The 25220-nt window shown below is 42.4% G+C and carries 22 protein-coding genes and 3 tRNA genes; 20 read left to right on the forward strand and 5 right to left on the reverse strand.

Going from position 1 to position 25220, the window contains the following annotated elements; genetic code table 11:
* The first annotated feature begins 315 nt into the window (after nucleotides 1–315).
* Both ABFV72_RS09530 and ABFV72_RS09535 read left to right on the forward strand, forming a co-directional pair.
* Complete coding sequence (locus ABFV72_RS09530) at nucleotides 316–2007, forward strand: ATPase (RefSeq protein WP_347163393.1); 1692 nt, start codon at nucleotides 316–318, stop codon at nucleotides 2005–2007.
* A 569-nt stretch (nucleotides 2008–2576) separates the two neighbouring features.
* The gene (locus ABFV72_RS09535; RefSeq protein ID WP_102092917.1) at nucleotides 2577–4184 is read left to right on the forward strand and encodes an inorganic phosphate transporter; all 1608 of its coding nucleotides are present in this window, start codon (nucleotides 2577–2579) and stop codon (nucleotides 4182–4184) included.
* 117 nt (nucleotides 4185–4301) lie between these two features.
* Here the strand turns inward: ABFV72_RS09535 and ABFV72_RS09540 are convergent, their stop codons facing one another.
* Nucleotides 4302–5861 (reverse strand): aminotransferase class I/II-fold pyridoxal phosphate-dependent enzyme, encoded by a 1560-nt coding sequence (locus ABFV72_RS09540; RefSeq protein WP_431192096.1) that lies wholly within the window; start codon nucleotides 5859–5861, stop codon nucleotides 4302–4304.
* A 537-nt stretch (nucleotides 5862–6398) separates the two neighbouring features.
* Between ABFV72_RS09540 and msrB the strand changes: the two genes are divergently transcribed.
* The 4 genes from msrB (at nucleotide 6399) to ABFV72_RS09560 (ending at nucleotide 7852) form a co-directional block, all read left to right on the forward strand.
* Entirely contained in the window at nucleotides 6399–6824 is a 426-nt protein-coding gene (gene msrB, locus ABFV72_RS09545; RefSeq protein ID WP_057760931.1) for a peptide-methionine (R)-S-oxide reductase MsrB, read from the forward strand.
* Between the two features lie 128 nt (nucleotides 6825–6952).
* Entirely contained in the window at nucleotides 6953–7438 is a 486-nt protein-coding gene (locus tag ABFV72_RS09550) for a glutathione peroxidase (RefSeq protein ID WP_191113932.1), read from the forward strand.
* Between the two features lie 224 nt (nucleotides 7439–7662).
* A tRNA-Val gene (locus ABFV72_RS09555) sits at nucleotides 7663–7738 on the forward strand.
* Nucleotides 7739–7775: 37 nt separating this feature from the next.
* A tRNA-Asp gene (locus ABFV72_RS09560) sits at nucleotides 7776–7852 on the forward strand.
* Between the two features lie 127 nt (nucleotides 7853–7979).
* On the opposite strand, the gene ABFV72_RS09565 is transcribed toward ABFV72_RS09560, so the two are convergent.
* Nucleotides 7980–8645, reverse strand: coding sequence for an NAD(P)H-dependent oxidoreductase (locus ABFV72_RS09565; RefSeq protein ID WP_347163397.1), 666 nt, complete (start codon nucleotides 8643–8645; stop codon nucleotides 7980–7982).
* Nucleotides 8646–8808: 163 nt separating this feature from the next.
* Here ABFV72_RS09565 and ABFV72_RS09570 point away from each other — a divergent pair, with 163 nt between their 5' ends.
* From ABFV72_RS09570 to ABFV72_RS09595, 6 genes are all read left to right on the forward strand, one after another.
* Entirely contained in the window at nucleotides 8809–9357 is a 549-nt protein-coding gene (locus ABFV72_RS09570) for a TetR/AcrR family transcriptional regulator (protein ID WP_347163398.1), read from the forward strand.
* A 191-nt stretch (nucleotides 9358–9548) separates the two neighbouring features.
* On the forward strand, nucleotides 9549–9815 hold the full coding sequence (locus ABFV72_RS09575) for a YrhK family protein (RefSeq protein ID WP_347163400.1): 267 nt from the start codon (nucleotides 9549–9551) through the stop codon (nucleotides 9813–9815).
* A gap of 217 nt (nucleotides 9816–10032) precedes the next feature.
* Nucleotides 10033–10395 carry an ArsR/SmtB family transcription factor gene (locus ABFV72_RS09580; protein ID WP_201579761.1) on the forward strand — a complete coding sequence of 121 codons (363 nt, stop codon included), beginning with the start codon at nucleotides 10033–10035 and terminating at the stop codon, nucleotides 10393–10395.
* A 44-nt stretch (nucleotides 10396–10439) separates the two neighbouring features.
* Nucleotides 10440–10847 carry an arsenate reductase (glutaredoxin) gene (arsC, locus tag ABFV72_RS09585; RefSeq protein WP_114700353.1) on the forward strand — a complete coding sequence of 136 codons (408 nt, stop codon included), beginning with the start codon at nucleotides 10440–10442 and terminating at the stop codon, nucleotides 10845–10847.
* Entirely contained in the window at nucleotides 10834–11607 is a 774-nt protein-coding gene (gene arsH / locus ABFV72_RS09590; RefSeq protein ID WP_347163402.1) for an arsenical resistance protein ArsH, read from the forward strand. Before arsC ends, arsH begins: the two co-directional genes overlap by 14 nt.
* Before the next feature lie 67 nt (nucleotides 11608–11674).
* Complete coding sequence (locus ABFV72_RS09595; RefSeq protein ID WP_431192094.1) at nucleotides 11675–12982, forward strand: arsenic transporter; 1308 nt, start codon at nucleotides 11675–11677, stop codon at nucleotides 12980–12982.
* A 111-nt stretch (nucleotides 12983–13093) separates the two neighbouring features.
* Here the strand turns inward: ABFV72_RS09595 and ABFV72_RS09600 are convergent.
* Together ABFV72_RS09600 and ABFV72_RS09605 are read right to left on the reverse strand one after the other, a co-directional pair.
* Nucleotides 13094–13169: transfer RNA gene (locus ABFV72_RS09600), tRNA-Asn, on the reverse strand.
* Between the two features lie 256 nt (nucleotides 13170–13425).
* A complete protein-coding gene (locus tag ABFV72_RS09605) occupies nucleotides 13426–14628 on the reverse strand; it encodes a pyridoxal phosphate-dependent aminotransferase (protein ID WP_347163404.1) in 1203 nt (400 codons plus the stop codon).
* A 556-nt stretch (nucleotides 14629–15184) separates the two neighbouring features.
* Here ABFV72_RS09605 and ABFV72_RS09610 point away from each other — a divergent pair.
* The 4 genes from ABFV72_RS09610 to ABFV72_RS09625 all read left to right on the forward strand — a co-directional run bounded on the left by ABFV72_RS09610 (nucleotide 15185) and on the right by ABFV72_RS09625 (nucleotide 20415).
* Nucleotides 15185–15922 (forward strand): SDR family NAD(P)-dependent oxidoreductase, encoded by a 738-nt coding sequence (locus ABFV72_RS09610; RefSeq protein ID WP_347163405.1) that lies wholly within the window; start codon nucleotides 15185–15187, stop codon nucleotides 15920–15922.
* 62 nt (nucleotides 15923–15984) lie between these two features.
* Nucleotides 15985–17721 carry an NAD(P)/FAD-dependent oxidoreductase gene (locus ABFV72_RS09615; protein WP_347163406.1) on the forward strand — a complete coding sequence of 579 codons (1737 nt, stop codon included), beginning with the start codon at nucleotides 15985–15987 and terminating at the stop codon, nucleotides 17719–17721.
* An 84-nt stretch (nucleotides 17722–17805) separates the two neighbouring features.
* A complete protein-coding gene (locus ABFV72_RS09620) occupies nucleotides 17806–18819 on the forward strand; it encodes a DUF1365 domain-containing protein (protein WP_347163407.1) in 1014 nt (337 codons plus the stop codon).
* A gap of 141 nt (nucleotides 18820–18960) precedes the next feature.
* Nucleotides 18961–20415 (forward strand): cyclopropane-fatty-acyl-phospholipid synthase family protein, encoded by a 1455-nt coding sequence (locus ABFV72_RS09625; RefSeq protein WP_347163409.1) that lies wholly within the window; start codon nucleotides 18961–18963, stop codon nucleotides 20413–20415.
* 131 nt (nucleotides 20416–20546) lie between these two features.
* Here the strand turns inward: ABFV72_RS09625 and ABFV72_RS09630 are convergent, their stop codons facing one another.
* Nucleotides 20547–21719 (reverse strand): MFS transporter, encoded by a 1173-nt coding sequence (locus tag ABFV72_RS09630; protein ID WP_347163410.1) that lies wholly within the window; start codon nucleotides 21717–21719, stop codon nucleotides 20547–20549.
* 108 nt (nucleotides 21720–21827) lie between these two features.
* Between ABFV72_RS09630 and ABFV72_RS09635 the strand changes: the two genes are divergently transcribed.
* From ABFV72_RS09635 to ABFV72_RS09650, 4 genes are all read left to right on the forward strand, one after another.
* Nucleotides 21828–22730, forward strand: a complete 903-nt coding sequence (locus tag ABFV72_RS09635; protein ID WP_347163412.1) for a LysR family transcriptional regulator — start codon at nucleotides 21828–21830, stop codon at nucleotides 22728–22730.
* A gap of 39 nt (nucleotides 22731–22769) precedes the next feature.
* The gene (locus tag ABFV72_RS09640) at nucleotides 22770–23180 is read left to right on the forward strand and encodes a DUF2177 family protein (RefSeq protein WP_057760908.1); all 411 of its coding nucleotides are present in this window, start codon (nucleotides 22770–22772) and stop codon (nucleotides 23178–23180) included.
* Nucleotides 23181–23332: 152 nt separating this feature from the next.
* Nucleotides 23333–23893: an acyl-CoA thioesterase gene (locus ABFV72_RS09645; protein WP_347163414.1), complete on the forward strand. Its 561-nt coding sequence runs from the start codon at nucleotides 23333–23335 to the stop codon at nucleotides 23891–23893.
* Between the two features lie 187 nt (nucleotides 23894–24080).
* Nucleotides 24081–25169, forward strand: coding sequence for a cation diffusion facilitator family transporter (locus tag ABFV72_RS09650; RefSeq protein WP_347163415.1), 1089 nt, complete (start codon nucleotides 24081–24083; stop codon nucleotides 25167–25169).
* Nucleotides 25170–25220 lie beyond the last annotated feature (51 nt).

Here is a 25220-nt window from a genome sequence, read left to right on the forward strand (position 1 = left end):
TGAATCCTGTAGAAGTAAATAGGGTGATCAAATTTAAGTATGGTTGTTTTAAGTATCGTGATTCAGGGTTATGAGCTTTTGAACAACTGTTCTATCCTATACTCAAAATTGCGTTCACCTTAAAAGAAAATAATTAAGAATTCAAATACCAATCTGTTACACAGTAATATTATTTACCCGATTGGCGTAGTGCTATGATTAAATGAAATAAAAATGAACAATAAGATCGAAATATTGAGAGTTGTCCTATTAATAGCTATCCCATAAGTCATTCAACGGTAAAGCAGCCCAATAAGAATAATAGCGAGTGTAGACATGTCTAAAAAAAATGATACTACTGAACCAAAAGCACCACAAGCGGTAAGTACACAATTTAGTGAGCAAGTTGTGGAGCAGCGTCTAAAGCCCAATCCTTTAAGTCAGTTTTCACTGGATGAGGATTCGCTTAGACTGGCATTGGTAACTGCTCAATATGCTTTAAAAGCCACTCGCCAGCAAACGCCGCCGACTCTCAATAAACCAACAGGTCTATTAGTGCTAGTTAATGGGATGGAGCAGGCGGGTAAAGGTACTGCCGTTAAACAGTTACGGCAATGGGTGGATCCCAGGCTGCTTAAAGTTGAGGCCACTATTGGTCATTCGCCATTGAACTATCAACCCATTTGGCAAGCGCATACCCGCGCCATGCCGCGCCATGGGGATGTCATGGTATATTTCGGCAACTGGTATGCTGATTTATTATACAACGTCATGCGACTAGCGACATCAGATAATGAGAACCTTGAAGCATTATCAAATGATAAAGGTCAAAAAAGTAAAAATCCGCTTCCTATCGCTCAGTGGCAAGATTATCTACAGCAGCAATTGGACACGCTAAAAGCATTTGAAAAGGATCTCATTGCCAATCAAACCAAATTATTAAAATGCTGGTTTCATGTTGATATCGAAACGTTGCACAGTCGCTTAAAGGATGATGAGGCAGATCCGCAGTTTCTGTATCAAATTGACTGGAATAATAAGCAAGTTATCGAGAAGTTCAATGAGGTGGCTGCGACCTTGCTGCGTCAGCAGGATGATTGGGTCATTATTGATGGTGACGATAAGTTAGAGGCCGCTGATAACTTTTGTCATTTGGTGCTACATGCTATACAAACCGCGTTGGCGAGTAGTCAGACAGATAGCAATGACAATAATAATGAAAAATCAAAAAACCATTCTCAGTCCGAGACACTAAAACTTAACTCAGATACCAAGCAAAAACAGTTTGAGCCTGTATCGATACCTAAGCAGCTGACGTCTATTAAAGATAAAAAAATCAGTAAGTCCGACTATCGTGAGGCATTGGCGGAGAAGCAAGCAAGGCTCGCTGAATTGCTACGTGCACGCAATGGCCGGCATGTGGTGTTTGCCTTTGAAGGAATGGACGCTGCTGGCAAGGGCGGTGCAATCAAAAGATTGGTCGCACCGCTAGATCCCCGCGAGTATCAAATCTATAATATTGGCGCACCGATGTTATATGAGACTCAGCATCCTTACTTGTGGCGATTCTGGACGCGATTGCCTGACGAGCAAACCAGTCGTATTAGCCGTATCGCTATTTTCGATCGTACTTGGTATGGGCGTGTGCTGGTTGAGCGCATCGAAGGATTTGCATCTCCTAATGAATGGCAACGAGCATATGATGAAATCAACCGTTTCGAGGCGGACTTGGCAGCAGCAGGAACGTTGGTTATCAAGTATTGGTTAGCGATTGATAAAAAAGAGCAGCTTAAACGGTTTGAAGATCGTCAAGAAACACCGCATAAGCAATTTAAACTAACGGATGATGACTGGCGTAACCGTGATAAATGGTCAGACTACGTGCAATCTGCAGCAGATATGCTGGCACGCACGGATACAACGACAGCGCCATGGTGTGTTATTGCAACCAACGAAAAACGTCAAGCGCGTTTAGATGTGTTAGATCATGCTATAGAGCAGTTGTCGGCAATCACCAAAAGCAAGTAGTTGTTAAAGATGCCTGAAGTTTAAGGATTCTTATAGGCTCATATAATTGTATTTTTCAAGTATTTCCTAAGTAGGATGGCTCGAAACATATTCGAGCCATCCTGTCTTTTACAGAGTGTGGTCTTGTCCGTATACACTCGCAGTTACAAATCTCGCAATATCATCATGCATTATGTGCTCATATTTAATATAATAGAGCGCGAAACAGCTTCTGCTAAATAATAATTTTAATTTAGCAAATAACGTGTTTTGGTTATTTAGTATAGATAACTTAATAATTACGACAAAAATTGTTACAATAGCTGTTAGTAGTACCACAAATATCGCTAAGAAATATATAAGCCGCAAGATGCTGTAATCAGACGATTTGGCAATATCACTTGCGGCTTTGTGACATGTTGAGAGATGTATTATTTACTTTCGCTCTAGTCGGTTTAAGACCTTCTAATCGCATGTTGTATATTTTATATATGCTACTTCATTAGATGCCGTAACAAGTACTGTGAGTAGCAGCGCAATATTATCAACCTCATATAATTTTAATCAGCTTACGCAGGACGTACTAACGTATGGGTATTAGCAGCAGTTCTACAGAGTCAGTCAAGCCAGTTGGCTCTATGAGAATAAATCTATTTTTTGCCATTTTACTGATTGCGATGACTTCCTACTTTTTGTGGTGGGGTTTAGATTACACCATGCGTCAGCAAACGACGCTATTCATCGTGGCGACCGCTTTTGGTGTCTTTATGGCATTCAATATCGGTGGTAACGATGTCGCCAACTCCTTTGGTACTTCGGTGGGTGCAGGGACGTTGACTATCCCGCAAGCATTGGGTATTGCCGCGATATTTGAAGTATCGGGGGCAGTCCTTGCAGGCGGGGAGGTTACTGATACGATTCGAAGCGGCATCGTTGATCTAGATGGTCTATCAGTGACGCCCAATCAGTTTATTTATGTCATGCTCTCCGCATTGGTTGCAGCAGCATTTTGGCTGTTATTTGCGACCAAAAAAGGTCTGCCCGTTTCGACCACTCACTCCATTATTGGTGGTGTGATTGGTAGCTCCATTGTTTTAGGTATCACGTTAGGTGGTACGGACATGGCGCTATCAACGGTAGACTGGGGAACAGTTGGAACCATCGCTATTTCTTGGGTGCTGTCACCGCTACTAGGTGGCGTGTTGTCTTATCTTTTATATGGACAAATTAAGAAAAACATCATTGAATATAATGATAAAACCGAAGCTCATATTGCGACGCTAAAAGGCAATAAAAAAGTCTTAAAGCAAAACCATAAAGAGTTTTTGGATGGTTTGACAGAGTCTGAGCAATTGGCCTATACGTCAGCAATGCTACGTGATCAGGAAATCTATAAAGATGACGATTGTATTGTTGAAGACCTAGAAACTGATTACTACAAAAAGCTTTATGATATTGAAAATGAGCGTAGTAGCCTTGATACTCTAAAAGCACTTAAGCAGTGGGTACCTATCATTGCTGCCGCAGGTGGTGCGGTGATGACTTCTCTAGTCGTCTTTAAAGGTCTGAAAAATGTTAATAGCGGCCTGACCACACTACAGGGCTTCCTGATTATGGGTATGATAGCGGCGCTAGTATGGTTAGCGACCTATATTTATACCAAGAGTATCCGCGGTAAGCATAAAGAAGATTTGACCAAAGCGACATTCATTATGTTTAGCTGGATGCAGGTCTTTACCGCGTCAGCTTTTGCCTTTAGTCATGGTTCAAACGATATCGCCAACGCGGTTGGTCCTTTTGCCGCCATTATGGATGTGATTCGTACTAATAGTATCGCTACTGAAGCTGCTGTACCACCTGCTGTCATGCTGACCTTTGGTGTCGCACTAATTGTTGGTCTTTGGTTCATTGGTAAAGAAGTGATTCAAACCGTTGGTACCAATCTAGCGAAAATGCATCCAGCTTCAGGCTTCTCAGCTGAGTTGGCAGCAGCAGCTGTTGTGATGGGCGCATCGACTATGGGTCTGCCTGTATCAAGTACTCATACGCTAGTAGGTGCGGTATTGGGTATCGGTATCGTCAACAGAGATACTAACTGGAAGCTTATGAAACCGATTGGATTGGCTTGGATTGTGACGCTGCCTGCAGCGGCTACTATGTCTGCTATCAGCTATCTAGTATTGAGCAACATTTTTTAATGCGCTGTTTTTATCAGTGAATTATCATAATTGAGTTTGAATAACTAGGTTCAACGCAATAAAAAACGCTTATCAGCATCATGCCGATAAGCGTTTTTTTTAATGATATATAACGATTTACTCGGTACCAAACTGCTTACGTTTTTTGGCAAAAAATCTGTCCAATCTATCCATCGCATTTTCTAGGTCAAGCAAGTTAGGTAAGAACACCAGACGGAAATGGTCGGGTCTATCCCAGTTAAACCCAGTACCTTGAACCATCAATACGTTTTCTTCAACGAGCAAATCCATCATAAAATCCATATCATCGGTGATAGGGTAAACCTCTGGATCCATTTTTGGAAAACAGTAAAACGCGCCTTGAGGCATAGTACAAGAAATACCTTTGATAGCATTAAGACGTGAGACTGCCATTTCACGTTGCTTATATAGGCGACCCTTTTCAGAAGTCAGGTCTTGCATGCTCTGATGTCCACCCATCGCTGTTTGAATGGCATACTGTCCTTGCACGTTAGAACAAAGGCGCATAGATGCGAGCATATCTAAGCCTTCAATAAAGTCAGCTGCGTGCTGCTTGCGGCCTGATACCATCATCCAACCTGAGCGAAATCCTGCAATACGATGCGACTTCGACAAACCATTGTAAGAGAGTACTAGCACGTCGTCAGTTAAGGTGCTCATCGGCGTATGTACATTATCATCATAGAGAATGCGGTCGTAAATCTCATCGGCCATGATGATTAAATCATGCTCTTTAGCGACTTCGATGATTTGCTTTAATAGCTCATCACTATAAAGGGAGCCTGTCGGGTTATTTGGGTTAATAACCACGATACCTTTCGTTTTACTCGTGATTTTAGACTTAATATCTTCAATATCAGGATGCCAGTTGTCTTCTTCATTACAGCGATAGTGCACAGCAGTACCGCCAGCGAGGTTGGCCGCTGCTGTCCAAAGCGGGTAGTCTGGCATAGGAATTAGGACTTCATCGCCATCATTCATTAACGCCTGCATAGTCATGACAATAAGCTCAGAAACCCCATTGCCCAAATATACGTCACGTACGTCAACGGCCGACAGTAACCCCTTTGATTGATAATATTGCAAAATGGCTTTGCGCGCTGAGAAAATCCCTTGCGAGTCTGAATAGCCTGTCGCCTCAGATAAGTTCATAGCGACATCACGCAAAATCTCATGCGGGGCTTCTAAGCCAAAAGGCGCTGGATTGCCCACGTTTAGTTTTAATATGCGTTTGCCTTCTGCTTCCATCTTATTAGCAGTCTGCAATAGAGGACCACGAATGTCATAGCAAACGTTTTGTAATTTATCAGATTTCTTTATGGTGTTCATAGCATGACCGTTTTTCGGATTGGTTGTCGAATTGGTTTTTGAGTCTTTACTAGCGGAATAAGGTGTCGTCGATTGAGCATCAGTTATTTTAATATCTGACTGGGTGTGGGAAATCGTATCTATCTCTTGATGTTCACTGCGCTCTACAGATGATGTTGGCTCGTCTGTATCAATAGCTTCATTGTTGAGGTCGCCGCGCAACAGATATCCCTCACTACAGCCCAAAATACGTGCGAGTGTAGGCAGCTTGGATGAGACAATACCGTTGGTACCGCGCTCCCAGTTTGAAATAGCACCACGACTCACTTTTGCACCAGCGGCTGTCATTGCCTGTGCCAACTGCTCAGCAGTAAACCTTTTGTCACGGCGCAACTGTACCAGTCGTTCCGCTTGCGTACTTTTGCTATTGTCGTTAGACATTGTCGTTTGAGCCTTTATTAATCAGTAATTATTCAATATAGAGATATATTAAACATTTTAATTAAACACTAATGCAAGATATTATTGCATTGATAATTAATTTGCAAATGGTTTTACAATCGCTTCAAATAGTATTTGCAAGATATACTTGCAATTACTATTTTGCTTATATTCATATGGCTCTAAATCTCTTATATAGACTATAAAATGTATGGGTATCAAGATTACATCTTTACCCATCATTATCTAAAATTAATTTGCTATATTTAACTAAATCAATCGCTTCAATCATGCTGTCTATCTCACAATATAGAGAGTACTTTTCTTATATATGCCTTGAATAGTGCGTCGATAACCAACAGATAGAGCACGTCGTTCTCATAATCATATGGCGATAGAATATTTACCGAGATTAGATAACAAATACTCGAATAAGGATAAATTATGCAAGACAACCAACTAAGCAAAGAAGAAATCAGCCAGTTGACTGAAGCTGACTGGAAAGAGCGTTTGACCGCTGATGAGTATCATATTATGCGTGAGAAGGGCACTGAACGCCCATTTACAGGTGTATATAATGATGCGACTGATGATGGCGTTTACCGCTGTAAAGGCTGCGGTGCAAGCTTGTTTGACTCAAGCAATAAATTTGATGCGAGCTGTGGCTGGCCAAGTTTTGATCAAGGTATCGATAACAGCGCGATTGAAGAGCACGTCGATAACTCGCTAGGCATGACTCGTACCGAAGTCACTTGTAGCAACTGCGGCGCACATTTAGGCCATGTATTCCCTGATGGTCCTACTGAGACAACAGGCATGCGCTATTGCATCAACTCAGTATCTATCGATTTGGATAAGTCTGAGAAGTAAGTAGTATTAGAAACGTGAAAGGGAAGTGCACGGTGCTTCCTTTTCAATAGTTTTATTATGTGTATGATAGAAAAAGAAGTAGTGCATAGACACCCAAAACAATAAAACTCTCAATTTAAGGATAAATGATGAGTACAATTTATGATTTTACGGCTGAACGCATGGATGGTAGCTCGCAAGCGTTTTCAGATTACCAAGATAAAGTATTATTAATCGTCAATACTGCAAGCAAATGTGGATTTACGCCGCAGTTCGAAGGCTTGGAATCACTATATCAACAGTATAAGGATCAAGGACTGGTGGTTATCGGTTTTCCTTGTAACCAATTTGGTAGCCAAGACCCAGGTAGCAATGATGAGATTGGTGCGTTTTGCCAAAAGAATTATGGAGTCAGCTTTCCTATGATGGCAAAGACTGATGTTAATGGCGCAGATGCTCATCCTATCTATGAATGGCTCAAAGAACAAAAGGGTGGCGTGCTGACAGATGGTATCAAGTGGAATTTCACTAAGTTCCTAGTCGATAGTAAAGGTCAGGTGATTGACCGCTATGCACCAACGACCAAGCCAGAAGCCATCAAAAACGACATCGAGCAAGCATTAGCCAATAAATAAGCATTGAATCTAAGAAATATTGATTTTGTATGAAAATATAAAATCAATAAAAACAAATGCTTGCTAGATATTCTAATAAAAATCGAAAAAATATCTAAAAAAGTGGTAAATACTGTTTGACACCCAACAGTAAATCTATATAATACACACCCACAGCAACGGAGCTTAGTGACAAACTTAAGAGCTCAGTTGATGTTGAATAAATTGCCTAGCAATTGTTCGAAGGGTGATTAGCTCAGTTGGTAGAGCGTCTGCCTTACACGCAGAATGTCGGCGGTTCGAATCCGTCATCACCCACCACTTCTTAGCAAGTGGCTAAACAAGCTAAGAGACCTAAGCAGCGGTAGTTCAGTTGGTTAGAATACCGGCCTGTCACGCCGGGGGTCGCGGGTTCGAGTCCCGTCCGCTGCGCCATATTTAAAACGAATTTAAACTGTTAAGTTTAAGCAAGTTTCGCCTCAAACATTAGATTGTTTGGGGTTTTTTTGTGTTTGGGTGTTTAAATTAAGCTCTGCCTTAAGTAATAAAATAAATTCACTTATCATTCTAATGACAAATTTTTCAAAAATGCTTCTCTGACATTTTTTGGTATTCGACTAGGACAGATAAAGTCTTCCCCCGCTTTTTTGGCGAACTTTAGTCCTTGTTCACGATTTGGTGCGTTACTTTCGCCTTCCACATCATAGATAATATGGCTTTCGACATCTGTTACCCCGCAGTATGAGAAAATACCAAGATCAATTTGAGTATGCATAGCATGTTCATAATTATACTTATCGTAGGTTGCCTTTTTTGAACCACCGACACCAATTAAAATTGTTGGTATATTTGTCAAAAGGCCATCCAATGGCGCTTTACCGCGATCTTCAACACCTGAACCATATTGATATGCCCAGCCACCAGTGAAGACGCGTTCAATCCAGCCCTTCATTAATGCAGGCATACTCCACCAGTAAACGGGAAAAATAAAAGCAAGTTGATCTGCTTTAGCAACTCTTTGGTGCATTTCTCTTATCTCATCAGGCAGCTCGCCACCCCAAAAACAAGCATGATCTGCTTCAGTAAATCGAGGATCGAACCCTTCGGCATGCAGATCTAATATATTTACCGAGTGACCTGCGTCGATGATAGGTTTGTGAAAAGCCTCCATGACTGCTGCTGGATACTTGTCTCTAAATGGATGGGAAAAAACGGTCAATATATTCATATGATTGCCTCTTACAGTACGGTTGATAGAGAGATAATAAATCCTGTAACAAAAATTTATTTAGTGATTATCCATCACTACGCTTGATAATAATGGATGTATTAAAAAAGTAGAACGTTCGCTCTACTTGAAATAGTATAGAGAACGTTCTACATTGTCAACTATGAATAAAACACAGAAAAAAATCGCAGCAGGTCTTGAAAAAGCATTTGCCCAAAGTGGATTCACCGAATTGGGTGTCGATCAATTACGTGATTCGGCACAGGTGAGCCTGCGGACCCTCTACAAATATTGTCCTTCAAAAGAAGACATGATCATAATGGCACTTGAGAATCGTCATACACGATATCTCAGTTATATTTTTGAGGATTTACCTGACAATACTGAAAATATATCAAACGTCATATTTGATAGAGTCGGGAGGTGGATGTTTGAAAATGTATCGCAGGGATGTCTTTTTCATAGCGCCGTTGCTTCATATCCTCATAGCGAGCCTATCCGCAAGATTATGGAACAGCATAAAAAAGAAGTCGCCGATAAAATGGCTGAGACGACAAATCTCCTAGATAGAAGAGATCATTTGTTATTGATACATGAGGGTGTTGTTCAAAGTTGGCCGATATTAGGATCAAAGGCTGTTATGACTGCTAAATGTCTCTTGGTATCTCTGCTAGAAAGTCATCCAGCAATGGAAGATGACAAATTGCTATAGTGTACGGTTCTAAGTTTTATCTTTGTTATTTACCTAAAGGATCACGAATATTGGAGTAACTAGTTTTACACATGATATATATCTAATCTTATTGGCTTGGTCTATTTAGTAAACTCTGATGTTGGCAGCGGTTCTAATTAATTGGTATATCTGTGCGTGTAACAAAGTGACATGTGGCTAAGGAATAAGTTTTGGGTGATAGTAAAAAATTAGATGTTGATATTGGACAAGATCATATTGTGATACAGCGGCGCTATGATGCCTTGGGCGCGGTAAATGACTTACTTATCGCTATTTGGTTTCTGATCGGTAGCTTTTTCTTTTTAAAAGAATCACTGACAACGGACGGTACTTGGCTATTTATCCTTGGTAGTGCGCAGTTGCTTATAAAGCCACTGATCAAGCTGGTCAGCTTAATTCATGTCGGTAGGGTATACAAACGATCAAGTCAGCGATAAGTTATAGCGTTAGGTAGTACCTCGCTTGTTATAACCCATAAGCTTTAACTATAAATACAATCAATTTATCCAGTATCACTCCCAAGGACAATAGTCATTATTGCTAGAAGTAATTTGGTTCATTGAACGATGGTGAGTGATCTCTGATACTCTTAAAAGACAAAAATTTCATCCAAAAACCATTGAATTATTTCCATATGTCTATATTATTGGACATATGGAAATAACTAATGCTATCGCAAGCTTTGCTGCGCTCTCTCAAGATACTCGTTTAAAGGCTTTTAAGCTGCTAGTCAGCCATGAGCCTGAAGGCCTACCTGCGGGCGAAATAGCCCGTCAGCTCTCTGTTCCTCATAACACAATGTCAGCCCACTTATCGGTGCTAGCACGGGCAGGATGGGTGGTCTCACAGCGTCATAGCCGACAGATTATCTATCGTGCTTCGCTATCACATATGGATAACGTCATTCAGTTTCTGTTGCAAGATTGCTGTGCGGGACATCCAGAATTATGTGCGTCACTCATGGATAGTTTGAGTGGCTGCAGAGTAAATGAGTCTGCTGAGCAAGGTAACGATTAAACCAATTATCATTTCAATAAATACATAAAATAGGTGTAAACACTATGAAGCCATTAATCTTTCATAATCCTAAATGCGGAACCTCTCGTAATACGCTTGCCATTATTAAAGCGTCAGGTGAAGAGCCAGAAGTGGTGGAATATCTGAAAAATACACCAACCCGCGACCGTTTAGTGGAGCTGTTGGCACAAATGCAGATTTCGCCTAGAGAGCTGTTAAGAAGTAAAGAAACTATCAATGATGAGCTTGGTCTAGATAATCCTGAGTTGTCTGACGATCAGATTATCGATGCCATGATTGCGCATCCTATTTTAATCAATCGTCCTATCGTAGTGACTGATAAAGGCGCTGCTCTATGCCGTCCTTCTGAACGTGTGTTTGAATTACTAGCCAATCCAGTAAGTAGCTTTACAAAAGAAGACGGCGAGGTTGTTACTCATGACAAACACTGAGGTTGACCAAGCATTGGAAGCCGAATCTACTGTTTCGCCAGAATCTGGCCTCAATGATCTGCCCAATATCGATATAGACAATCTCCAGCCTATCGATATTGAGTCTTTGGTTGCGCCAAATGACTCATGTCATCCGCCAAGAATACTAGTGCTATACGGTTCTGTCCGTGCGCGCTCGTTTTCTAGATTGGCTGCTGAAGAGTCAAGCCGGTTGCTACGTTGGTATGGTTGTGAAGTAAAAATATTTGATCCATCTGGCTTACCATTGCCTGATGATGTAGATTCAGACCATCCTAAAGTGCAAGAATTGCGGGAGCTTGCGCAGTGGTCGGAAGGCATGCTGTGGGTGAGCCCAGAGCGTCACGGTAGTATCACCAGTATCATGAAAGCGCAAATCGACTGGATACCACTGTCACTAGGTGGCGTACGTCCAACTCAAGGTAAAACCCTAGCACTGATGCAAGTCAGCGGCGGCAGTCAGAGCTTTAATACGGTTAATCAGATGCGTATTCTCGGGCGCTGGATGCGGATGATTACTATCCCCAACCAATCTTCGATACCCAAAGCGTTCTTAGAGTTCAACGACAACAATCGCATGGATATGTCTCCGTTATATCTGCGTCTTGTCGATGTCTGTGAGGAGCTAGTGAAGTTTACTTGGCTCACACGCGGACGTTCAGATTATCTCACTGATCGTTATTCAGAACGCGTTGAGAGTGCTGAAGAACTATCGAGCCGCGTCAATCAAAAATCGATCTAACCCCTTAATCGATCTGATTCCCTATATTAAATCGGCTGAATAAATTCAGCTTAAGTAAGGTCGTATAATGCTTGCATTTGCCATTTTTGTGGTCACTTTAGTCTTAGTTATTTGGCAACCTAAAGGATTGGGCATCGGCTGGAGCGCCATGGGTGGTGCTTTAGTCGCGTTAGCGCTTGGCGTCGTGCAGTTATCAGATGTGGGTATCGTCTGGGATATTGTCTGGGATGCGACCTTTACTTTTGTGGCGCTGATTATCATCTCGCTTATCTTAGATCGGGCAGGGTTTTTTGGCTGGGCCGCATTGCACGTGGCACGTCTTGGCAATGGGCAAGGGCGCTTGTTGTTTCCGATGATTGTCATATTGGGCGCCTTTATTTCTGCCTTTTTTGCCAATGATGGTGCTGCGCTATTACTAACCCCGATTGTCATTGCTATCTTGCTACGTCTGAAATTTTCGCCACCATCAGCTTTAGCATTTATCATAGCGACTGGTTTTATCGCTGATACGGCAAGCTTGCCATTGGTCACCTCAAATTTAGTCAACATTGTCAGTGCCAATTATTTCGATATTGGCTTTGGTCGTTATGCGGCGGTAATGGTACCGGTCAATATAGTGTCTGTATTAGCGACGCTACTGGTATTGTGGGTTGTCTATACGCGTCATATTCCAAAAACCTACTCAACTAGCGAGCTAAGCGCTCCAGAATCTGCCATTACCGATCCATTAGTATTCCGAGCTGCTTTTCCACTATTAGGCTTGCTACTGGTCGCCTACTTTGCAACAGAGCCGTTGGGGCTGCCTATTTCACTGGTTACAGGTATCGCTGCTGTTGCACTAATGGCAATCGCTGGTCGCATATGGCAAGGCGGGCGTGGTGCGGTGGTCTCTGTGAGCGATGTAGTACGCAAGGCGCCTTGGCAAATCGTACTATTCTCAATCGGCATGTATTTGGTGGTATATGGTCTGGGCAATGCGGGGCTTACTGCCTATGGTGCGCAAATACTCAACTGGTTGGGTCAACAAGGCGCAGTCATTGCTACGGTTGGAACTGGGTTCTTGTCCGCCATAGTCGCGTCTGTTATGAATAATATGCCAGCAACTTTAGTCGGCGCGCTTGCGATTGATCAAGCACAAGTGCCTGCTGCGACGCGAGAGCTAATGATTTATGCCAATGTCATTGGTAACGATTTAGGACCTAAGTTTACGCCGATTGGTAGTCTGGCTACTTTACTATGGCTACATGTATTAGCAGAGAAGGACTACAAAATCAGCTGGGGACAGTACATAAAGATTGGTCTACTGATCACGCCGCCTGTGTTGTTAGTGACATTGTTAGCGTTGGTATTCTGGTTGCCACTGTTGCCAAGCTAAGCTAGCCAATATTAAACGATACGCATAAAAAAACCCTCATCAAATTGATGAGGGTTTTGGCAAATGCCATAATTGAATCAAAGTTGACTCAAGAAATTTACTACTAAAATGTGGCTCTCCAACCTGGGCTCGAACCAGGGACACACGGATTAACAGTCCGTTGCTCTACCAACTGAGCTATTGGAGAATAGGCTGTAAGTGTTTAATCGCTTACAACGAGCCTTAGAAGTCTCTAACGAGTTCTTGCTAAGTGGGGCGTATTCTAGCAAAGTTAAAAAATACGTCAAGCCTTTTTTTGCATAATTAGTAAAAATTGTCATTTTAATGATGAGATAGTGTGTTTTTCCTAGTTATGCCCAAGACTCGCGTAAAAAAATACGCCCTATAGTGTACAGAGGGCGTATTTTTTATGAACAGCGGTAAGACTCGTTGCTCTTTACGTTTTATTCAGCAATGTCTAAATCAGCCACTGCTTTTTCGATACGCGATAGCGCGTCTTTTAATGTTGCCTCATCAGTAGCGTACGAGATACGCATATAGCCGCCAAGACCGAATGCATCGCCAGGTACAACTGCCACGCCTACTTTGTCCAATAACCATGCTGAGAATTCAGTACATGATGACAGGCCAGCTGCTTTGATGAGCGGTACGATATTTGGGTATACATAGAATGCGCCATCAGGACGCAAGCAAGTAATGCCTTTAATGGCATTTAAACCATCTACGACTAGGTCACAGCGTTTCTCAAAGGCGGCTACCATCGGCTCTAGTACGCTCTGATCACCACTGATAGCGACTTCCGCTGCCACTTGGCTGATTGACGTTGGGCATGAGGTAGATTGTGACTGTACCTTTTTCATCGCGCCGATTAGCTTAGCAGGGCCACCCGCATAGCCGATACGCCAGCCTGTCATTGCATATGCTTTAGACACACCGTTCAAGATGATTGCGCGATCTTTTAGCTCAGGTGCCGCGTTTAAGATGTTGTAGAACTTATCACCTGTCCAGCGGATGTGCTCGTACATATCGTCTGAAGCTACATAGACTTGTGGATGTTTTTTCAATACTTCAGCGATGGCCTTTAGCTCATCTAATGTGTAAATCATACCTGTTGGGTTAGATGGGCTGTTTAATACCAATAGTTTAGTCTTGTCAGTGATCGCTTCTTCTAACTGCTCAGGGGTAATTTTGAAGTCTTGCTCCGCTGGGCATTTGACGATGACTGGCACACCTTCTGCGATGATAACCATGTCAGGATAGCTGACCCAGTATGGTGCTGGGATGATGACTTCATCGCCAGGATTGATAAACGCTTGGGCAAGGTTAAAGAATGACTGCTTACCACCGACCGATACTAGGATTTCGTTTGGCTCGTAGCTGATGTCATTGTCGCGCTTAAACTTCTCGATGATGGCTGTTTTTAGCTCTGGCGTACCATCAACAGCTGTATATTTAGTAAAGCCATCATTGATTGCATCGATTGCTGCTTTTTTGATGTGTTCAGGAGTATCAAAATCAGGTTCACCAGCGCCCAAACCGATAATATCTTTACCAGCTGCTTTGAGCTCTTTGGCTTTATTGGTAATCGCTAGCGTAGGTGATGGTTGGATGTTGTTGACGCGGTCAGACAGTTGCAACTCGCTCATGAGAGATCCTTTTTTATATGAGGGTGGGATTGGTGAAAATCTGATATTAATTATATAACGTTTTCATTGCTATCAGGACAAGATGTCAGATAGTTTAGGAAAAGATAGCATTATCTTACCGTAATACGGTGGTCATTCGATTATAGATGATGGTAATAATGCTTCGGCAAACGACGCGATTGCTAATTTTTGCATTGTAGCATGCTGATATTGAGCTGTCTTACGACGCTAGTAACAGAATATTGTGTCGTTGCTTGTGATAGTAGCACCCTTATAAAGATGACAAATAACATGCTTATATTAAGCTTGAGCCCAGACGATTGCGAAGACACAACAATAAACCTGTAGCCAACCACTATAATTATTTAGATTTGTTAAATAAAATGGCTTATAGCTTAATAAAATGCGCCCAATGATATCTGCGAAGAATAACGATAATTAATAGCTAGTTGCTATCAAAGGTCTAAGGTTTTATTAGGTAATCAGTTTAAGAGCATTAATTTCATATTATGAAAATACTTAATAAAGATAAGAATACTCAAAAAGGATATTTACGATGACAGATTCTACTGAAAAATTACATATTCTCATTACTGGGGCGACGTCGGGCATTGGTAAGCAGTTGGCAAAAGACTATCTGCTAGCAAATCATCATGTATATGCAGTTGGCCGTGACGACGAAGCGTTGGCTGAACTTCAGGCGTTAGGCGCAGAAACGATTGATTTAGACCTAATGGATCGAGAAAAGGTTATCGAAGCTTTTGAAAAAATCGTCAATGTTGATTTGGCAATTTGTGGCGCTGGTATGTGTGAATACTTAGATATGCCGAACTTTGATAGCAGTGTGTTTATGAAAGTAATGTCGGTAAACATGGGTACCTTATCCCATGCAATTGAAGGGGTGTTACCAAAACTAATCGCTTCAAAAGGTCGCTTGGTCGGTATCGGTTCAGCGTCTGCTTATGTGCCTTTTGCGCGCGCTGAAGCCTATGGTAGCTCAAAAGCTGCTATCCATTATCTAATGAAGACCCTACAGATTAGCCTTGCTCCGCATGATGTGTCAGTCAGCTTAGTCGTACCTGGTTTTGTCGAAACACCGATGACCAAACAGAATGACTTTCCGATGCCGTTTATCCAGACGCCAGCGCAGGCTAGTCAAGCCATACGCGACGGTATCAAAAGTGGGCATGACGTGATTGAATTTCCAAAAAAACTAACCATGCCTTTAAAAGCATTGGGTACGTTGCCTGATTTGGTCTGGCAGCAAGTTAGTGAAAAACTTAATAAAAAATAATCTACCATTGATAGAACTCTTAGCCATCATATCGACAGAAAAACACAAAAGGGAATGCTTTTATGCCGTTTACTCGTTTCAAGCGTGCAAGTAACCAAAAAAATGCTACCGATGCTGCAACAGATTCTGACCGTCAGACTACCTCAAAACGTATCGCTATCATCGGCTCAGGTGTATCAGGACTGACATGCGCCCATTATCTAGGTACGCAACATGATGTGACGGTATTTGAAGCCAATGATTATATCGGCGGGCATGTAAACACGATTGATGTGGCACTACAAGACGGTAAAAAAGCAAAGAGTAGCAATGTAGAGAGTAGTGCGATAGATACAGGATTTATTGTTTTTAACGAGCGCACATACCCGAACTTCTTTCGTTTGCTTCATGAGTTGCAAGTGCCGTTCCAGGCAACAGATATGAGCTTTTCTGTCAAAAATACTGCACGTCATTTTGAATACAATGGCCATACGCTCAACACTTTATTATCACAACGTAAAAATGTACTCAATCCAAAATTCTGGCAGTTTATCAAAGATATTTTGCAGTTTAATAAGCATATCAAACAGCTACGTCAGGATTATGATAGTGCGCGCTCTCAAGGACAAGATGTCAGTAGCTTTGCAGAGCAAACGCTCGGTGGTTATTTGGCACAAAAAAAATACGGTCAGCTATTTACTGATAACTATCTATTGCCAATGGTATCGGCTATATGGTCAACCAGCCTAGATGAAGTGCAAGAATTTCCTTTGGTGTTTTTTGCACAGTTCTTTGACAACCACGGGTTGCTGGATGTGGTCAATCGTCCGCAGTGGTTTACGATAAAAGGCGGCTCAAAGCAGTACGTCAATAAACTGATTCCACGCTTTATTAAAGCGGGTGGCAAGATACTAGTCAATAGCCCAGTACAGTCTGTGGTTCGTGATGGCGATCAAGTGACTTTGACAGTACAGAATGCTTTGACAGTGCAGGATAAAGGTAATGCTAACAATCGTAGCGAAAATCTTGTATTCGATGAAGTTATATTTGCGTGTCATGCAGATACCGCACTAAAGATTTTAAAGGATACGAGCACCGATGAATCTGAAGTATTAGGTCATTTCCGCTTTACCAAGAACACAGCGGTACTACACACCGATACCAGTGTTTTACCTAAGAAACCACTGGCATGGGCAAGCTGGAATTACTTAATAGATGAAACAGTTTCAGGTAATACTAAGGATGAGCAAGCGGCTGGAAACGCACAGATACCTGCAAAGCCAGTGCTGACTTATCACATGAATATCCTGCAACGCTTGACCAAAAAACACAATTATTTGGTCACCCTAAATCCAGCTGTAGACAACAAAAGCGTCGATGATAAGCAGATAATTAAGAGCATTGATTACAGTCATCCAGTATTCGATCTTGCGATGATTGAGGCACAGACTAAATGGTCGAGTATCTCTGGTAACGGTTCGCACACGCATTTTTGCGGAGCCTATTGGTTTAATGGCTTTCATGAAGATGGCGTACGCAGTGGATTACGCGTCTGTCAGGCGCTTGGGCTTGATATTGATATAAAAGACGAGGTTGATCCAGCTCATTTACCTGACGCTGATAGCGCGCATACGCCGTTTCGTTATAAAGACTTGCCTATAAAAGCGGATACCAAATTACGTAGACTGAACAAGCGTGAAGTAACCACAGCGACAACCAATCAGGAGCTGGTTGAGTATGCTGATCGTTTACAGAGTTCAACTGCTGATACGAGCCAATATAAGAAGCGTGGCTTATTCGGTCGCCGTAAAACCAAATAATATGACGATTAATGCCGTTATGTATTCTAAGTGTTTTGAAAGATTCGCTATATAAAAAGTACGCCGTTACCCAAGAGACTATTTATGACCACGTCCGCTCAAGATACCAATGCTATGCCAAGTCATGAGTATTCTTATGATACCACTGCATTGCCGCATCAGCTGTTTGAGGGTACGACATGGCACAGTCGGCTGCTACCTAGTGTGAATAAATTCGTCTACCCTTATCGCTATTGGGGCGTTAATATTAGCGCGCTTGCGAAAGGGAAGGAACTTCCTGAAATTAACACGGCAGCATTTGATCAGAGTAAGTTTTTAGAAAAATTACCATTACCTAAAGTATTATCGAAAAAGCTGCTAGCAAAAGGTCTGCCTCTATTTTCAGCAAAGAAAAAGGCGCTACAACGATTCTGTCCTAATGATTATCTACAGCATACTGACCTACAGAGTAATAATAGCCTAAGCAATGAAAAAAAACTTGATAGTAATATAGAATCTGTTCAAGCGCTGAAAAAACGTCTAAGTCAGGCATTTGAAAAACATGCAGGTAGCGCACCTGAAGGCGATATGTTGGGATTGCTCGTCTGCCGTAATGCTGGCATGTACTTTAGCCCAGTTAACTTTTACTTAGGGTTTGATGCGCAGCAAACGCCCACTCATCTGTTAGCTGAAGTGTCTAATACGCCTTGGGACAAGCGTCATTACTACGGGTTTTTGTTAGAAGGAGAGGATACTGAGTTCTGTCATGACAAGGACTTTCACGTATCACCTTTTAACCCCATCGATCAGCTGTACCGCTGGCAGGTTACGGTAAAAGGTACAAAAACGGATAAGCTGCCTAATACTGGCTTACAAGTGCGTATTGCTATCAATATCAGCGATGAGCGCGGTGAAGTATTAAAAACTGGCATAAAGATATCAGGGGTGCCAATGACAGAAGAGGCTGTTCGTCATAGCTTGCAAAAAAACCCTTTGATGAATATGACGTCCTTAACCCGTATTTATTGGCACGCGTTTAAGCTCTATGCGATAAAAAAAGTACCGTATATCAACTACGATGAAAAATTGGCCGACAGTCAACAGAAAAGCAGACAGTAGAAAAGCAGACAGTAGTATTGAGCGCAAAAAATGTCTTATAGTTACAGCAATTTTTAAATATCAACAATCCAAAAATCTCGTCAATGTACTACTGAAAATGAACCACTAAAAATAAAGCATTTAAACAAGGATAAATACAAGATGCCAGCACGACCGACCGATCGAGCACCAGTCACAAAACTAGAAAAATTAACTGCTCGTGTGAGCAAAGTAGTTAATGAAAGCGCGGTACTACAGCCAGTCAGCAATAGTGTGAATAACTTAGCTAGAAAGCTTATATTTCGTGCGTTACAGCACATTCAGTTTGGTAGCCTCACGTTGATTGAGACATTCGATGAGCAGGAACCTAAGACAAGTAGTTTTGGTAAAGTAGCTACTAATGACGCTAGTAGCTCGGCGGTTGGTCGCCATTCGCTACATGTGACGCTACAGATTCATGATCCTGCTGTCTATCGTCAGCTATTGCTTGGTGGCTCTATCGCGCTAGCAGACAGTTATATCGATGGTGAGTGGGATACGGATGATCTGACAGGTTTGATTCGTTTGGCGGCTCGTAACTTAGCTGTATTGAATAAACTAGAGAATCGCTTTGCAGGTGTCAGTAAAGCCTTTGAAAAAGCGAAGCATCAGCTGCGTAGTAATGACAAATCTGGCTCCAAATCTAATATCCTAGCGCATTATGATTTGGGCAACGATATGTATGAGCGGTTTTTGGACGATACGATGATGTACTCATCAGCAGTCTATCCTACGCCTGACGTGACGCTTAGCGATGCGCAACAGCACAAACTGTCGCTCATATGCCAACGTTTACAGCTCAGCGCTGATGATAATGTGATTGAAATCGGTACAGGGTGGGGCGGCTTTGCTATCTTTGCGGCTAAGCACTACGGCTGTCATGTGACCACCACGACTATCTCTGATGCCCAGTATGATGAAGCGAAGCGACGAGTCGAGGCGGCAGGGCTGTCTGACAAAATCACGCTACTCAAGCAAGATTACCGCGAGTTGACAGGTCAATATGACAAGCTAGTCAGTATCGAGATGATTGAAGCGGTGGGGCATGAGTATCTACCGACTTTCTTTGCTAAGTGTAATAGCTTACTCAAGCCAACAGGTCTTATGGTATTACAGGCTATCACCTTTAACGATCAGAATTATCAAGACTATATCGACTCGGTTGATTTTATTCAAACGCATATTTTCCCAGGTGGTTGTCTGCTCTCAAACCAAGAACTGACGACACAATTTACTGAACAGACCGATATGGTCGTCAAGCAATTGCATGATTATGGCTTCGATTATGCGTATACGCTACGTGACTGGCGTGCTGCATTTATGGCGCAGCGTGCAGAGATTCAAGCGCTTGGCTATGACGATGCCTTTATCCGCCTATGGGAGTTTTACTTTTGCTATTGCGAAGGTGGTTTTTTGGAGCGCACGATCGGTGTGGTACAAGTTACTGCGGTAAAGCCTAACAACATTGATACGCTGCATTTTTCTGATCTGCCATCTGTCGTCTTAAATCATAAAACAGTTTTGAATGACGAGACAGCCTTTAATGATGCAGATATGACAGACACAGCACCAGTATAAGTTAGGTGATACAGATATGGTTTGCTTATAACATTCATAGGGTCTCATACTGTCTAAACAGTTTGAGACCCATATGTTGAGAGGTTGTACATTAAAGAGCTCTACATCGAAAGGTTGTACGTTGAAAGGTTCTATGATGTTTGCAGGGCACGCTTATCACGCAGACCTGAATAGCGTGTGACCGCTAATGCCATTAAAGAGATGACAGCACCGATCCAAGCGGTGTCTTGCAGTGACATATTTTCAACCACGCTACCACCGATGATCGAGCCTAATGCAATACCGATATTGAATGCAGCAATGTTCAACCCAGAGGCAACATCGACAGCGTTCGGCGTATACTTTTCAGCTTGTTTGACCACGTAGATTTGTAGGCCCGGTACATTACCAAAGGCGAAAGCACCCCATACCAAAATAGTCAGCACCGCGGCAATCTTGGATTGCATAGTAAATGTGAACAGTAAAAGAATAATACTTAAGGCGCTAAATATAATGCTAAGCGCACTAATAGGGCCACGTTTATCTGCAAGTTTGCCGCCCCAGATATTACCGATAGCAACGGACACGCCATATACGAGCATGATAAGACCAATGGCTGATGGCGCAAATTTGGTTTGCTGCTCTAAGATAGGTGCTAAGTAAGTAAATGCCGTAAACGTACCACCATAGCCAAGTATAGTCATTAAATAAACCAGCAGTAACTGTGGTTTTACAATGACTTGTAATTGCTCTTTGAACGTTGCAGGGATAGATTTCTTAAGGTTTTTTGGTACTAATATTGCGCTACCGATTAAAGCGATTAAACCCAGTGCTGAGACGACCAAAAACGTAGCGCGCCAGCCAAAATGCTGTCCAATCCATGTACCAAGGGGTACGCCAGTGACGAGCGCCACGGTAAGTCCTGTAAACATAATGGCAATCGCGCTGGCTTCTTTTTCTTTACTGACAAGGCTGGTAGCAATCATGGAGCCAATAGAGAAAAACACACCATGCGCCAGACCGGTCAAGATACGGGCAAGTATTAAGGTTTCATAACTGGGTGCTTGCCAAGCCAGCAAGTTACCCATGACAAACAGACCCATTAGGCTCATCAGTACGATTTTGCGGTTCCAGCGGCCAGTGAGTGCGGTAAGTATAGGGGCGCCGATGGCAACACCGACAGCATATAGGCTAACGAGTAACCCTGCTGAAGGTAAGCTCACGCCTAGATCTGCGGCAATAGTTGGTACCAATCCAACGATGACAAATTCGGTTGTCCCAATTGCAAATGCGCTTAGAGTAAGCGCCCATAAAGCGAGTGGCATAACGACATCCTAATAATTAAATGATGCGCGTAGTTTGACCGATTTATAGTTTGCAAAAAACAGCACAAATGACAAAATACCTTTGTCAATTTTGTAAAGGTAATCATGATGATGGGACATGCTAAAACAGAAGACATAGAGATATTTTTGACGGTAGTAGACACGGGCAGCTTTACTGGCGCTGCCAACTTATTGAATCAGCAAGTAGCTAAGGTATCTCGTGCGGTGTCCAGACTCGAAGATACGCTGCAATGCACGCTGCTAAATAGAACGACACGGCGTTTGGAGCTGACGGAGGAAGGGCATGTCTTTATAAGATATGCGCGTGAAAGTTTAAATACGTTATATACCGGTGAAGAGGCGATTAAGCTGTTAAAACAAGCGCCGAGTGGGCATTTACGGATTGACGCCGCGAGCCCGTTTGTCTTTCATCAACTGACGCCTTTGGTTGGTGATTTTGTGGCGCAGTATCCACACATTACTCTCGATCTTACCTCACATGACAATATTATTGATTTGCTTGAGCACAAGACGGATCTGGCTATCAGAATTGGCGACTTAAAAGACTCAAATTTGCATGCACGTCTATTAGGTAAAAGTAAGCTGCGGCTAGTAGCCAGTCCTGAATATTTACATCAGCATAATGAGGTGACTCATATTGATGATTTGAATGTTGATGATTTGAGCACTCATAAATTAATTGGCTTTAACGATGCGTCAAAACTAAATAGCTGGCCACTAAAAACACCAGTTAAACTGAATTTTCATATGACTGGCAGTAGCGGCGAGACCTTGCGTCAGCTGTGTTTAAATCATCAAGGTATCGCTTTACTGTCACATTTTATGATTGGTGAAGATTTGGAGTCTGGACGATTGGTTGAAGTATTGCCCGAGGCGATAGTCAGACCAAACAACCGTGAAGCCATACAGGCAGTATATTACAAAAACAGTGCCGTATCTTCGCGTATTCTGGCATTTTTAGACTTTATCCAACCAAGACTGACATTATAAATTCTATCCGTTTCTATTCATTTTATAAGAGGTAATATCATGGGTTACGTTTTTATTTATCTCGCTGCTGTGGTTATCTTTTTGGGTGTCGATGCTGTCTGGCTGACGACTATGAAAGGCGCCTTTTATGAGTCGCGTATCGGGCATCTATTGGCTGATGAACCAAACATGATGGCAGCTGGCGTGTTTTATATGTTTTATATATTGGCGCTTTGTATTTTGGTTCTATATCCGCAAATCAAAGCTGGCGCATCCGTTGGTCATATCTTCTTACTCGGCGGGCTGATTGGCTTGATGGCTTATGGCACATACGACTTTACCAATTTGGCACTGTATAAGGGCTTTACACTAGATACAGCGCTCGTTGACTTTGTATGGGGTGGTATTTTGACCGGTTCGGTTAGTGCCATAGTGGCATGGCTTGCTTATCGCTTTCACTGGTTGAGCTAATGCTTATTATTTTGGCCTATATAACGCTGTTTAAATAGTGCCAATTTACACAATCTAGACTGTCTAATGACAGAGGTCCGTTTGTGCTATACGGCGACCTGCTGTATAAATGGTAGGCATAATAAATAAGTGTCAAACCATTAAGGAATATTATGCCGCAATACAATACCAGCTCCACTGCCAAAAAAGCCCCTTTAAACCATGAGCTATACATGTCAGTACTTATGACGCCTGATATGGCGAATTTCATTGGCAATGTGCATGGTGGGGATTTGCTCAAGATGCTTGATCAGGTCGCGTATGCTTGTGCCAGTCGCTATAGTGGTAACTATGTAGTGACACTGTCTGTCGATCAAGTGATGTTCCGCGAGCCGATATATGTGGGTGAGTTGGTTACTTTTGCGGCCAGTGTCAATTATGTTGGCAACACTTCAATGGAAGTAGGTATCCGCGTCGAAGCAGAAGATGTACGTGGTCGTACCGTCCGTCATACCAATAGTTGTTACTTTACGATGGTGGCTATCGATGACAATGGTAAACCGACCTCTGCACCGCCACTCGATATCAAAAACAAGATGCAACAGTGTCGAGCGGATGCAGCAAAAGAACGAAAAAAGCTGCGTATGGAAAGTTCACATCGTCCTAGTTGTGACTTTGAAGAGATTAATAAGCAGTTTGGCGAACACGAAGCAGATGCCGAGGTAGCAAAGTAGCCCAAGTTATTTAAAGCTATCTGAAATTGTATAAAGTTATCTAGTTTTATTGAATTAATAATTCATACAACGACTCACTAAAAAGACACTGATATAGTAGAGCGCTTATTTTAAGCTAATGTATGTTTCAAGCCATTTATCTACGGCAAAAATTCTACTATCAATAGCTTATTTCAGTGAGTCTAGCATGAGTCTAAAGCCATCTATTGCTAATCCCCAGCGCCATTTACCAGCCTCTCCTAAGGCGCAAACACCTCGTGCACGTGGGGCGGGCAATCCTAAAATTCCAAATGACCCTGAATTAAAACATACCCTTAATCAAAGCCCTGAAACCAATGATGAGCATTCAGGCTCACTCATTACCGTGTTGATTGCAGTCGGGGCCAACCTGGTTATCGCTATCGCAAAAACCGTTGCTGCTTTTATGACAGGCTCAGCCTCCATGATTGCAGAAGCAGCTCACTCATGGGCAGATGCTGGCAATGGTACATTGCTCATCGTCGCAGAAAAGAAATCTATCAAACCTGCTGACAAAAGCCATCCGTTAGGCTATGGCAAAGAGTCTTATGTTTGGTCAATGATTGCTGCTTTTGGTGTATTTACGGCAGGTTCGATTGTTTCTATCTATACGGGTATTAAGGAATGGAACGCTACTGAGTCTGAGGCTAACTATACGATTGGCTTTATCGTATTGGCAGTGGCGTTTGTACTCGAAGGGATCTCATTGGTTCAGGCATACAGACAGAGTAAAAAACATGGTGAAGCGCTCGATATCAGTGCACTTGGCTATGTCGTAGATACGTCTAACCCAACGTTGCGCGGTGTATTCTTTGAAGATTTAGCAGCAGTTATCGGCTTGGTGATTGCCGCTGCTGCTATGGGGATGCACGCTTATACGGGCGAACCATATTGGGATGCGTTAGGATCTATCATCGTAGGTCTACTATTGGGTGTCGTCGCCATATTCTTAATCAGTCGTAACCGAGATTTCTTGGTCGGCCATAGAGTCACTGACCGTATGCATGAATACGTTTTAGGCGAGCTGCTAAATCATCCAGATATCGATAGTGTGTCCTATCTGCACTTAGAGTGGGTCGGCCCAAAAAAGATATTTATGGTGGCGGCAGTAGATATCGCCGGCAATCAAAAAGAAGAGCATATCGCTCAGAAGTTTGAAGAGATTGAAAATCTATTCAGAGGTAATCCAGTCTTTCAAGAGGCTATCTTGACGCTGTCAGAACCAAACGCTGAGCTGCTAAGTTTAGAGAATATTTAATCTGGGGATTTGATGGATTGAATGTGTAATATGTAGGTCTTATCGAATGCT

The organism is Psychrobacter proteolyticus, assembly GCF_039762275.1.
Lineage (GTDB): Bacteria > Pseudomonadota > Gammaproteobacteria > Pseudomonadales > Moraxellaceae > Psychrobacter > Psychrobacter proteolyticus_C.